Raw genomic sequence first — 12,463 nt, 5'->3', positions numbered from 1 at the left:
TGCAAAGGAAACCTTCTAATATTATGGAATTGTTAAGCCGCGGCCGGAGCCTTTTTCTTCCGCAAAGACAGCCCTGCCGCCAGCGGCACAACCAGGAATACCTGGAAGGTATTGAGCTGCCAGGCTATGCCAACATTACGATCAACAGGAGTTTTACCGTCCTGGTAATGGATCACATACGCTACCATGACCGATACCGCCGTCGCGATCATAACCATATATATTTTTTCCATCCCGTACATTTTCTTCAGCAACCAGGTAAACACGGCTGCCAGGAAAATACTGTTCACAAATGCATATGACACTTCCTCCAGGTCGTTGAAAGTAAGCAGCACCAGTAGCCCGGATATAACAAAAGTAGCCGTGAGAAAAATGACGACCGAAGCTACCGACAGGATGAGCCATTTTTTCCAGTCTGTCTTCCGCTGGCTCAGCCCAAGGGAGGATCCCAGAATGAATATGAAACCAAATATCTCTGTAAACCGTCCTTCATCTTCGAACCAGTTTATCGTTACACAGATGCATGTCCATGCAGCGCTCAGCAGAACAAATATCAGAAGCGTCCTGGAAAATATTTTGAGATCGAATTGCATAGGAAGGGAATTTAATACTGTTGAAAGTACGATCCTCTTTATCCATAACCAATGACAATTATCACTCCGTCACTTTCCCCGGCTCCCGGTTCTCCGTACCTTTCACGTTCGTGAGTGCATCACCGAGCGTTTTGCGGTAAGTATCGGCCAGCGCCTCCAGGTCTTTCACTACTTCAGGAAATTTCGCCTGCACATCCAGCGTTTCGCCCGGGTCCGAGCTGAGGTCGTAGAGGGCGAGCGGCGCATCTATATTTGGTTGCGCGCCGGGAAAACCGTCGTAGCCGGGCAGGTTCAGCTTGTAGGTGCGGGCCTTGTGGGGAAACACCAGTTTGTAATTCCCTTTGCGGACCGCTTCCAGCTGGTTGGGGCCATAGTAATACACGAAATGATCACGGGGATTGGCATTTTTTTCACCATTCAGCAAAGGCAGGATACTAATGCCATCGATCTTCTTTTTAGGGAGTTTGGCGCCGCAAACGGCGGCCACTGTGGGCAGCACATCAATAGCGGAAGCGACTTTGCTGGTAACCGTTCCTGCCGGGATATGCCCCGGCCATTTCATGATGCAGGGCACACGCTGACCACCTTCGTAGCTGGTGCCTTTGCCTTCGCGCAGCCCGGCGGTATTGCCGGCATGGTTGCCGTAGTTCAGCCAGGGACCGTTGTCGCTGGTGAATATCACGAGCGTGTTCTTGCTCAGGCCGTTTTCTTCCAGCGTTTTCATCACCTGCCCGATGCTCTCGTCCAGCTCCTGCATCAGGTCGCCAAAAAGGCCGTCCCCGCTCGTTCCCCTGAACTTCCCGGATACGGCGATGGGCACATGCGGCATGCTGTGCGCCAGGTACAGGAAGAATGGTTTGTTCTTATTCTCGCGGATAAAATTGCAGGCCTTTTCTGTATAAAGCGAGGTCAGTTCCGCCTGGTCTTCCAGTGTGCTGATGATCCGTTTCGTTTCACTGCCCTCTATCAGCGGCAGCGGCGGGTAGTTGCGGCGATTGTTACGAGAAGTATCCGCATAAGGTTTCCCATCGTAATGCACGGGCCACATATCGTTGGAATAAGGCAGGCCAAGGTAGGTATCAAAGCCGTTCTGCTGGGGCAGGAAAGGCGGTTTGGCGCCAAGGTGCCATTTGCCGGCCATGCCGGTTACGTAACCCTGGTCTTTAAGTATCTCCGCAATCGTTTCTTCTTCGTTGCTCAGGGCAATTTTGGAATTGGGGCTCAACGCACCTGCAATGCCGATGCGGTTGGGATAACAACCCGTCAGCAAACCCGCGCGGGAAGCGGAACATACAGCCTGCGCAGCGTAAAAGTTGGTGAACCGCATGCCTTGCGCCGCCATCCTGTCCAGGTTGGGCGTCTGGTAAGGGCCGCCGCCGAAGCAGGCGGGGTCGCCATAGCCCATATCGTCCATGAAAATGATCACCACATTGGGTTTGGGCGCTTTAGGAGGAATGAAACTGCAGATGGCCGCGCCTGTTGCCGCCAGCAGGCAGAGGGCCAGGAAATGTCTGATCATAGTTATCGTTTAAGCGAAAGGGCTGCCTCAAAAGTAACGGGACCAAAGCCCTCGTTTACTTTTGAGACAGCCCCGTCTCACAAAATACAAATTTATTATTCCGCCAGCATGAGTTCTATCACCGGTATTTCCACACCGGGTTTGATCACGGGCAGGCTCAGGTTCAGGTCGTTGTCGCCCAGGCCGTTGGCACGGTAGCCGTGGCCCGAAGGTGCGCTGAAGCGGATCTCGGAACCGTCGTGCAGGAACTGCGCGTATTTCACTTTGCCTTTATAACCGGGCAAGGTAAAGTTTTGCAAGGGGTAATCCAGCAGGTGCACGTACAGTCTTTTAGTGGTGGGGTTGTAGGTCAGCAGCGAATGGTCAGGACGGGCATATTGATCCGGCGCCTGCGTGCAGCCGTAAATAGCGCGGCTGTTGAATTCCATCCATTCGCCCATTCCTTTCAGCGCGCTTTGCGCACGTGCGTCGAACTTGCCGCGGGCGGTGGGACCTACGTTCAGCAGCACGTTACCGCCTTTGCTCACAGATTCGATCAGCAGCACGAGCAACTGTTTCACATCTTTCCAGGAAGTTTCGTCGCGGTAATAACCCCATGAGCCGGAGAAGGTCTGACAGGTTTCCCAGGGCACGCGTTTGCCGTTTTCGGTAGGCCACGCGGCTACTTTGTATTGTTCCGGCGTCACGAAATCGCCGCCGTCCTCGTATTCTTTCAGGTCCAGGCGGTCGTTCACGATAATACCGGGCTGCAGCTTGCGCACCATTTTGATGAGCGCTTCGGACCCCCAGTCCTCGTGGCCTTTGCCGTATTTGCCGGGATAGGAGAAGTCCAGCCACAGGATGTCTATCTTCCCGTAATTGGTGAGCAGCTCCTTCACCTGGTTGCTGAGGTAAGTGCGGTACCTGGCCATATCCTTTCCTTTGTTCAGCGCCGCGTATGCCTCGTCGGATTTTGCGCGCTGGGGGTGCGTGCCGTCTATAGTGAAGTCAGGATGATGCCAGTCTATGAGCGAATAATAAAACCCGATCCTGATCCCTTCGGCGCGGAAAGCGTCCACCCATTCTTTGATCAGGTCTTTTTTGATAGGCGTGTTGGTGGCTTTGTAGTCCGTGAATTTGGAATCGAAGAGGCAGAAACCCTCGTGGTGTTTGGTGGTGATAACGGCGTACTTCATGCCGGCGGCTTTCGCCTGTTTGGCCCAGTCCTTCGGGTCGTAAAGGTCGGGGTTGAAGTACTCGAAATATTTCTGGTACGCGGAATCGGTGAGCTGCTCCCTGTTCTTTACCCATTCATGACGGGCGGGAAGGGCGTAGAGGCCCCAGTGAATGAACATCCCGAAGCGGTCATTCGTCCACCAGGCGAGGCGTTTCTCTTTTTGTTCCGGTGTTTCCGGGAACAGTTTTTTGCCCTGCGAAAATGCATTGAGGGTAAGAAGCATGCAGAGTAGCAGCGAGAGGCTGTTTCGTTTCATCATATAAGTTTTAACCTCCTACAAGTTAATGGTAAACACCTGTTGCCGCTGGTAGGATTTTGACCTTGGTTGTTGTTTTTTGAATCGTCAATGCACAGGGGGAACACGCACAACGGCTCCCCCTGTATTATTTGTTATAACGCAATTCTCTATTCGATCACCAGCCAGGTATATCCCTGCGCCGGGATGGTCACTTTCACCAGCGCTTCATACTGCCGGTTGAGCGTGTATTTTTGGGGTGCCCCTTCTTTTTCGCGGATGGAAGCCTGTTTGTCCAGCCCGGTGTAATACAGCGGCAGCGCCACTTCCCGGGTCATGGGTGTTGTGAGCGGGTTGTAGAGCATCGCCAGGCCTTTGTACTTTCCTTTGGGGTCTGCGTGCAGGATGCCGTCCCAGTCGCGGCCGTCTGCGCGGCGGAGGTGAATGATATCGGTGTTGAGGATGCCGCGATACTTTTTATACCAGCTGATCACCTTTTGCACAAGGGCTTTGGTGGCATCGGTGTCGTACAGGCGCGGACCGCGGTAGCAGGCCTGGACGCCGGCGCCGTAGTACTGCATCATCAGGTTCTCATAAGCATGCAGGTGATCTTTCAGCGGCTCCAGCGTTGCCTCCGCCCCGCCGCCGTGGTATTGCGTAAGCGGCACAAAACCCCAGCCCATGGAGGGCGTTTTTTCCCAGGTGCCGTCGTAGATATTCTGCCGGTTCAATATTACCTGCTGCTCGCGCGGGAGCGAGAAATTCGTTTCACGGTAGCCAACGGCGATCTTGTGCGTACCATCCAGGAAATACCAGTCCGGCGCGTTGATATATATGCCCATTTCATTCAGCTCGCGATAAAATTTCTTTTGCTGTTCCATCTGCGTCCACTGCGAATCGTCCAGCCCTTTGTGGCCGGGATGTGTGGTGGAAGCGCAAAGGTCGCCGGGATAAGGCCCGTCGTTCTCGAAAATATCGAAGCCGGTCCGGCTGATAAAATATTTTATCTTTTGCAGGTAAGCAATTCCCCATTTGCTGCCGAGGCAGGGCGCATGCCCGCCGAACATGGCGCCGCCGGGCTTGCCGGTTTTCGGGTCTATCACATCGTCTTCATCGCTGATGCGGCGGCTGCTGAACAGGGAATAGCCTCCCAGGAGTATGTTCTTCGCATGGGCGTAATCCGTCAGCTCTTTGAATTTTCGGATGTTGGCCGCGCTGGTGTCTTCCATATTCAGGTTGCTGCCAAAGCTGAGTATCACGCCCTCGTAACCTGTGGCAGCGCATTGGTCTATGATGGATCTCACGCGTTCGGGATCTGAGCTCACCAGGTGCATGAATATGGGATTTTGCGTTGTCCAGGGCGCAATGGTGCGGTACATGGCGCGCTGGGCAAGACCGTTCCGTTCCCTGTCGTAGCTGTCCAGCAGCAGTTCGTAAGTGCGGATGGAGGAATAATTGCCGCCCGGCGCGATGCTGATGTTCACGCCCTGCACGGGATAAACTTCCAGCAGGCAGGGCGTTGTGTAATTGTAATTCACCTGCGAGCGGTAAGTGCTGTCTGCTTTCCAGTGGGTGGTCTGGTCGCTGAGATTGGCTTTCATGGCGTTGTTGAACGCATAGTTGCTTTCTATATAGATATTGTGCGGCGTCGCCATCTGGTTCACCTCTCCTACCACGGCGGATTCTTCTTCCACGGTTGCCAGCACTTCGTTCACCACCTGGTTCACCTGCAATGCGGTGCCGGACGTGTTTTCGATGCTCAGCCATTTGCACACGAGCGGGATGCCGTCGTATAATTCATAGTGCACCAGCACGCGCACGCCTTTCAGCTCCGGCTGGCCGGAAGTGTAGGTGAAGGTGAGCATCTTACCGGGAGGCTGCTGCCTGTTGAGCGCCCACAGCTTCGGTTTCCAGTGCACGTAAGGCGGAACAGGCTTCACCGTATGGGATACGTATTGGAAATCTGCGACATCGTTTTTCATATCCTTCAGCCATGCGGGTAAAAGATAGGCCTGTTGCGGCTGGCCGTACAGGCCGCCTACGTTGAAGGTTTTGCCGTTGAGCGTGATGCGCGCTTCGGGTTTCACGGCGCGGAGCAGCTGCTCGCCGCTGCTGAGGTTCCGGAAGTCGATACAGGCAGCGTTCGGCCCCAGCACAAAGCCGCGGCTGAGCAGGCCGTTGGAGATCGTCAGGTTGCTGCCGTTTTCGCTAACGGCGGCTTTGTAGCCGGTGTTGTTCACCAGCCAGTCCTGCCGCTGAGCGAAGCATGTGGCGGAGACCAACAAATATCCTGCTATCAGCGCCAGTTTTTTTTGGATCATCATACGAGTAAATTACAGTTTTAAGAGTAGACGTAAAGTTTACCAGGTAATAAGAGAAAGACGGGATGTTTTAGCGGCAAGCCCGTATTAACAAGTGGATCATCATTTTAAGTTTCAAATGTAGACGTAAGATTCAACTGGTTGCATGCCCAAAATAAGGAAAGCGGCGCGAGGCAACGCATAGTATCTATACGATTAATGATCAGATTTTAACTTGTCCGCCAGAAGGCATTCAGCGCAAAAAAGGGAAAAACAGTTTTGTTAACGCGGAAAAAATCCCTGTTGGGCCAGGGCCCAGCGATCTGTTAAAGGCGGTCTTATTAACAACCCGTTAACATAAAATGCTTTTCTTTGCCTGTATACTTGTACCGATATTCTAACCCCAGATTACACTGATAGCAGCGCGCCTGCACATCTTCTGATCCAGTTTAACTTGAGCAATCCCGGCCGCATGTTCCATTTGGAACGGCGGCTTTTTTTGTGAAAATGCTGTATAGCAAAGCATTACGCCCGACAAATCACTAACCGGCGAAATCTGGGATCGTTTTTACCCGGAGCGGTGGCCAAGCTCCCGCACCTGTCCATCCCCACGAAAAGGTACCTTCTGGCTACCCATTCCTTTTGTTAATGATCATCAAAAAAATGACATTTCTTTAACAGTGTATTAACATCAATACGGTTGGGCAAACTGTAATATTGGGCTCAGATTTTCGCTCCAAGTTAACCATCAAAAAGGCAACCATATCATGAGATGGTTGCCTTTTTAACAAAATTCCGGACTGAAAAAATAATGCAGTGCGGTATGTTAACTTAGAACATGAACCCGCTAAGAGAACAACAACAGCGTTAACCAAAATTGATATGCATATGTCCATTTTTTACGTTTGACAAAGACACAGCAGAATTTCCCTGACACAGACTGAAAGAAAAAAATTTTCCAATTTAGCTAAACCCCCAGTTGATCCAATGCCAAAGCGTTATTTTGAAAGACTACAGACCATCGACTACCTTATCCGCATCAAAGGCACCGGCAAGCCCGCTCAATTAGCAAAACGCCTGCGGATTTCCGAGCGCACGCTCTATGAGTTCCTGAAACTCATGAAAGACCTCGGAGCGCCTATCGAATACGACAGGTACAAGGAAAGTTATTATTATGGAGAAAAAGGTGGCTTCAATATCAAGTTCACCAAATTACTTGCCGGCTTAACCACTGCCGCGGCTACCTGAAGTTTATCGCCCGCCCCCGGGGCCTTTACCTGAGCGGGTGATGAATAGAAGCGACAGCAGGTTAACAAACAATTAACTCCGCTATTTTTAGCAGTAAGCTATTTTGATGCCCGCAATCCAGGCATCAGAATAGCTTTTTTTTATTGCATCATCACCGGAAGATATTTTCATACGCGCATCCATCACAGCTGGCCCCAAAAGCATCACTGCTTATATCCTTTGTACCGGCAACGGTTGACAGGTTCCTTTCCAGTTACCTGTATATTTTACCGGGCGGCGCCACCAGCGGCAACCGCCATTTTACCGGCGCCCCGCTCCACTTCGGGCCGCGTACAAAAGCATACTCCTGCCGGTTCAGATAAAGTTTCATCAGCTTCACCTGCCGTCCGTTCACGCGCCAGATATAGTTGTCAGACAGCGCGAACCAGGGCTTGCCGCCTGCCGTGTCCGTTTTATGATGCGGAACGAGCCTGATATGCAGCAGGCTGTCTTCCACCGTAAGATCCTCCAGCCGGAAGTACCAATCCTTCCGCTGGTCCTTCACCACCACGGTTACAATAAAATCATTTCCGAAACGCATGGGAAAAGTATCTCTCCCCGATGCACCCTCCGGGTCTATACAATCCGCGATCTGAAGGCTGTCCTGCAATACGTAGACATAAAAATCACCTGGCCCGGCAATGGACCCGGCGGCAGGCAATACGTCATTCAGCACCGGCTGGCCGCAGGGCGTATAAAAGCGGTAACCCGTCACTATTTCATAGCTGGTTACTGCAGGCGCTTCCATTTTCGGGGAGCAGGCGAAGAGGAAAAAAACAATGCCGATAACGAGGATAGGCCGGTGCATCCTGTAATTTAAGCATTAATGGGATAACAAACCGTTGACGGAAAAAATGAACAGGGGCTGATGGGATTTTCGCTTTTTCCCGTCCTGCTTTAGCAAGCGCTTCTGATTTCAGAGAATACCCGTTACATTTAATAACATGAACCACGTACTACTGACGGCAGCGATACTGGCTGCCGGCCTCACCGCGTCCGCTCAAAAGCCCGACGCCGTTCTCCGATTCAATGAACCTGCCGCCCACTACCAGGAATCCCTGCCGCTCGGCAACGGAACCATCGGGGCCATGATCACAGGGCATCCTGTGAGGGACAGGATCATGCTGAACGAGATCAGCATGTGGTCCGGCGGCGTGCAGGATGCAGACAGCGATACGGCCTACCGCATCCTCCCCCGCATTCGCGAAAGCCTGCTGGCGGGCAGGAACAAAGAAGCGCAGCAGCTCCTGCAGCAGTACTTCATCTGTAAAGGCGAAGGTTCAGGCCATGGCAACGGCGCCAATGTGCCTTACGGCGCATACCAGGCCTTCGGCGATCTTACCCTGCAATGGAAAGACACGCTCAGCCCCTGGACGCATTACCGCCGCGTGCTCAACCTCGAAACCGCCGTGGCCCGCACCAGCTGGCAACGGAAGGGGGTTGTATACACGCAGGAAGCATGGGTCAGCATACCGGATAACATCCTCGCCGTACGCATCACCTCCGCCCGCAAAGGCGGCATTTCCTTCACCGCTGCGCTCAGCAGGAAGGAACACGCCACGGTACAGGCAAACAAAGGCGCGCTGGAAATAACCGGCCAGCTGCCCAATGGCGGCCAGCCCGGGCTCCGCTTTGCCGGCGCTTTGCAGGTAAAGACCACCGGGGGCAGGCAGGTGGCGGAAAACGGCGCCATACGCGTGGAGAACGCAGATGAATGCCTGCTGCTTTTCAGCGCCGCTACCGATTATAACATGAACGACTACACGCAGAATGGTGCGGACCCGCTGCCGCTTGTCCGGCAAACGCTGCAAAGGTCCTCGGCACGTGCCTACGCGCAGCTTTTCCAGGCACAACAGCGGGCTTATCTTCCCCTGTTCAACCGCTCCCGTTTCCGCCTCGATGCAACAGCACCGGGTACAGATACCCTTTCCACACCGGCACGCCTGGCCCGTTATTACGAACGCCGGCCGGACCCGCAGCTGCCTGTGCTGTACTACAATTACGGGCGTTACCTGCTGATCGGATCTTCCCGCCCCGGCGGCCTTCCAGCCAATTTACAGGGCCTCTGGGCGCCCGAATACCAAACACCCTGGAACGGCGACTACCACATCAATATCAACCTGCAAATGAACTACTGGCTCGCGCCCGTTACCGGCCTGCAAGACCTCTCGGAACCTTTGCATCATTATATCCGCAACCTGGTAGCGCCCGGCCAAAAGACGGCCAAAGCTTACTACAACGCGCCCGGCTGGGTAGCGCATGTGATCACCAATCCCTGGGGCTTTACTTCTCCGGGTGAGGGTGCAGACTGGGGTTCCACCCTCACCGGCGGGGCATGGCTCTGCGAGCATATCTGGGAGCACTACCGTTTTACCAGGGACACTGCTTTTCTCCGCCAGTATTACCCCGTGCTGAAAGGCTCCGCAGAGTTCCTGGAAGCCATTCTCATTGAAGAGCCGCAGCACGGCTGGCTGGTAACAGCGCCTTCCAACTCCCCGGAGCATTCCTACATCATGCCCGACGGTACGCGGGGCAGCACCGTGATGGGGCCCACGATCGATATGCAGATATGCCGCGAACTGTTCGGCGCATGCATCGAAGCGTCGCGCATCCTTGGAACAGATACGGCCTGGACCAGGAAACTGGCCCATACCCGCAGCAGGCTGGCGCCCAACCGGGTAGGCCAGGCCGGCGACCTGAACGAGTGGCTGCACGACTGGAAAGACAACGAGCCCAAACACCGCCATATCAGCCATCTTTACGGCCTGCACCCTTACGACGAGATCACGCCCTGGAACACGCCCGAACTGACCGCCGCCGTTCGCGAAACCCTGCGCCAGCGCGGCGATGATGGTACGGGATGGTCGCTCGCATGGAAAGTGAACTTCTGGGCCCGCCTGGGCGACGGCGACCACGCGCTGGAACTGATCCATAAGCTGCTGCGCCCCGTACCGCCTGTAAATCCCCGTGGCGGCGGATCGTACCCGAATTTATTCTGTGCGCACCCGCCTTTCCAGATAGACGGGAACTTTGGCGGCACCGCCGGTATTGCCGAAATGCTGCTGCAAAGCCATGGCGACACTGCCGTGATCAGGATGCTGCCTGCATTGCCCACGGAAAGCGGATGGCAAAAAGGCGCAGTGAAAGGCCTGCATACACGCGGCGCTTTCGTGGTGGACATGAGCTGGGATAAAGGGGCCATCACCCATGCATCCATCCTTTCCACCAAAGGCGGCGCCTGCCGGGTGCTGCTGCCCGCAGGAAAACAGGTTTCCGGCGCCAAAGGCAATATAATGGCCCAGCCAGGGCCCGCCGCAAGGATCGTGGAATTCGCCACCCTGAAAGGTGTGAAGTATACCATCCGGTAAGGAACTTCAAAAATACCCCGGAGGCTGTTCCATAAACGGGGCAGCCTCTTTCCTTTACCTTGAAAATCTTCCACCTGCCGCCCCGATCTTCCGTTCATTCAATTTCCCCGCTTTCATTCAGCCTTAACCTATAGATTTGTCCCCATGAAGATCAGGTACCGTTACTGGGCATGTCAATTGGGAGGCTGGGGCCTCTTTACTTACCTCTGGAACAATATCCGGGCGGGCGACGGCTTTGCCTTCAGAACGGACGTGTTTGGCGACACCGATTTTTACAGCGCCTGGTTCATCGGGGTGCTCTCCACCCACCTGCTGTACTTGTACCTGCGCAAACAGCAGCTGCAACGCTACCGGTTGGGCGCGGTGTTCATGAAGGTGTGGGGCGCGGTGACCCTCAGCTCGCTGCTGATCGTGTTATGGCTCTCCGGTATCAGCATTGCCGAAGACGGTGGGTGGCATAATTTCTTCAGCTCCGCAGACAAGTCGCTGAAAAACACAGGGGGCCTGGAAACCCCGGTGGCCATAGGTTTGATCTTCCTCGCCGTATGGTTTGTATGGCACCTGGTGGTGTGGGCCTGGGTGATCCTTTATTTCAGCCTGCTGCAGGGCCGCTTCAAGCGGATCGAGCTGGAAAATGAAAACAGGCTGAAACAGGCCGAGCTGGATAATCTCAAAACAAAGCTGAACCCGCATTTCCTGTTCAACGCCCTCAGCAGCATCCGCAGTCTGATCGGCGAAAATCCCGGCCGGGCGCAGCAGGCGGTGGCAGAACTGGCGGAAGTGCTGCGCAGCGCCATGCTCTCGGAACATCACCAGCTGATCCCCTTCGGGAAAGAACTGGAAGTGGTGCAGCATTACCTTGCCATTGAAAAGATCAGGTTCGAAGAAAGGCTGAACGTGCATTATACCATCGACCCCGCTATCCATACGCAAACCATGCCGCCTATGCTGCTGCAAACGCTCGTGGAGAACGCCATCAAACACGGCATTTCGAAGCTGGCGGCCGGCGGCGAGATCAGGATCGCCGCTGTACTGGAGGGCAAACAGTTCGTGCTGCGCGTGGAAAACACCGGGCAGGTGTCTGAAGAACGCTCCGGCGGCGGTTTTGGCATACAGGGCACGCTGAAGAGGCTGGCGCTGCTGTATGGAAACAAAGCCTTTTTCACTCTTCATAACACGGCGCAGCAAACGGTATGCGCCACCGTAAAACTCCCCGCCGCATGATTGAAGCAATGATCATAGACGATGAAAGGCTGGCGCGCAACGACCTGCGCGCCGTGCTGGAAAAATTCCCGCAGGTGAAAATAACCGGTGAAGCGGCGAACGTCAGCGAAGCGCTCACAATGCTCCGTAAACTGCGCCCGCAGGTGATCTTCCTTGACATCGAAATGCCTGAAGCCAACGGCTTCGCATTGCTGGAGCAGCTGGAAACCGTGCCGCAGGTGATCTTTACCACGGCTTATGACACTTACGCCATCAGGGCTTTCGAAGTGAATGCGCTGGATTACCTGCTGAAACCGGTTACGGAAAAACGTTTGGGTGAAAGTCTTGACAGGCTTGAAACTACCGCCATCCCTGCGCCAGCTTCCACTTACCTCGATATACATGAAAAAATATTTGTGAAGGACGGCGACCGCTGCTGGTTTGTGCCTTTATCCGACATACGGCTGATGGAATCCAGCGGTAACTATATCAGGTTGTATTTCGGGAAACATGCGCCCCTGCTGGCCCGCAGCCTGAACGCCCTGGAGCCGCGGCTGGACCCGAAACATTTTTTCCGCGCCAGCCGCAGGCACATCGTGAACCTGGGCCATGTGCAGCAGATCCATGCGCTGGATAATTCCCTGCTGGAACTCGAACTGGCGGACGGCGCCCGCATCCCGCTGTCGCGCCGCCAATCCATACTCTTCCGCGAGCTGCGCGGCATCTGATCATTCATCTTAAA

9 protein-coding genes are annotated in these 12,463 nt (G+C 54.4%); 4 read left to right on the top strand and 5 right to left on the bottom strand.

Features of this window, described 5'->3' with window-relative positions; translation table 11 throughout:
• Nucleotides 1–32: 32 nt before the first annotated feature.
• The 4 genes from ACTJIK_RS07505 to ACTJIK_RS07490 all read right to left on the bottom strand — a co-directional run bounded on the left by ACTJIK_RS07505 (nt 33) and on the right by ACTJIK_RS07490 (nt 5,887).
• Complete coding sequence (locus tag ACTJIK_RS07505) at nt 33–593, bottom strand: hypothetical protein (protein WP_440645743.1); 561 nt, start codon at nt 591–593, stop codon at nt 33–35.
• 61 nt (nt 594–654) lie between these two features.
• Nucleotides 655–2,112: a sulfatase family protein gene (locus ACTJIK_RS07500; RefSeq protein WP_440645742.1), complete on the bottom strand. Its 1,458-nt coding sequence runs from the start codon at nt 2,110–2,112 to the stop codon at nt 655–657.
• Nucleotides 2,113–2,207: 95 nt separating this feature from the next.
• Nucleotides 2,208–3,587: an alpha-L-fucosidase gene (locus ACTJIK_RS07495; RefSeq protein ID WP_440645741.1), complete on the bottom strand. Its 1,380-nt coding sequence runs from the start codon at nt 3,585–3,587 to the stop codon at nt 2,208–2,210.
• 146 nt (nt 3,588–3,733) lie between these two features.
• Nucleotides 3,734–5,887: an alpha-galactosidase gene (locus ACTJIK_RS07490; RefSeq protein WP_440645740.1), complete on the bottom strand. Its 2,154-nt coding sequence runs from the start codon at nt 5,885–5,887 to the stop codon at nt 3,734–3,736.
• 963 nt (nt 5,888–6,850) lie between these two features.
• Between ACTJIK_RS07490 and ACTJIK_RS07485 the strand changes: the two genes are divergently transcribed.
• Nucleotides 6,851–7,111 carry an HTH domain-containing protein gene (locus ACTJIK_RS07485; protein ID WP_346316042.1) on the top strand — a complete coding sequence of 87 codons (261 nt, stop codon included), beginning with the start codon at nt 6,851–6,853 and terminating at the stop codon, nt 7,109–7,111.
• A gap of 253 nt (nt 7,112–7,364) precedes the next feature.
• Here ACTJIK_RS07485 and ACTJIK_RS07480 read toward each other — a convergent pair whose 3' ends face one another.
• Nucleotides 7,365–7,958, bottom strand: a complete 594-nt coding sequence (locus ACTJIK_RS07480) for a hypothetical protein (protein WP_440645739.1) — start codon at nt 7,956–7,958, stop codon at nt 7,365–7,367.
• Nucleotides 7,959–8,094: 136 nt separating this feature from the next.
• Between ACTJIK_RS07480 and ACTJIK_RS07475 the strand changes: the two genes are divergently transcribed.
• The 3 genes from ACTJIK_RS07475 (at nt 8,095) to ACTJIK_RS07465 (ending at nt 12,449) form a co-directional block, all read left to right on the top strand.
• A complete protein-coding gene (locus tag ACTJIK_RS07475; RefSeq protein WP_440645738.1) occupies nt 8,095–10,518 on the top strand; it encodes a glycosyl hydrolase family 95 catalytic domain-containing protein in 2,424 nt (807 codons plus the stop codon).
• Between the two features lie 144 nt (nt 10,519–10,662).
• The gene (locus ACTJIK_RS07470) at nt 10,663–11,742 is read left to right on the top strand and encodes a sensor histidine kinase (protein ID WP_440645737.1); all 1,080 of its coding nucleotides are present in this window, start codon (nt 10,663–10,665) and stop codon (nt 11,740–11,742) included.
• Nucleotides 11,739–12,449: a LytR/AlgR family response regulator transcription factor gene (locus ACTJIK_RS07465; protein WP_440645736.1), complete on the top strand. Its 711-nt coding sequence runs from the start codon at nt 11,739–11,741 to the stop codon at nt 12,447–12,449. The genes ACTJIK_RS07470 and ACTJIK_RS07465 overlap by 4 nt, the downstream gene beginning before the upstream one ends.
• The last annotated feature ends 14 nt before the right edge of the window (nt 12,450–12,463 follow it).

The organism is Chitinophaga sp. 22620 (assembly GCF_052044405.1).
GTDB lineage: Bacteria > Bacteroidota > Bacteroidia > Chitinophagales > Chitinophagaceae > Chitinophaga.
This window is presented reverse-complemented; position numbering and strand designations above follow the sequence as displayed.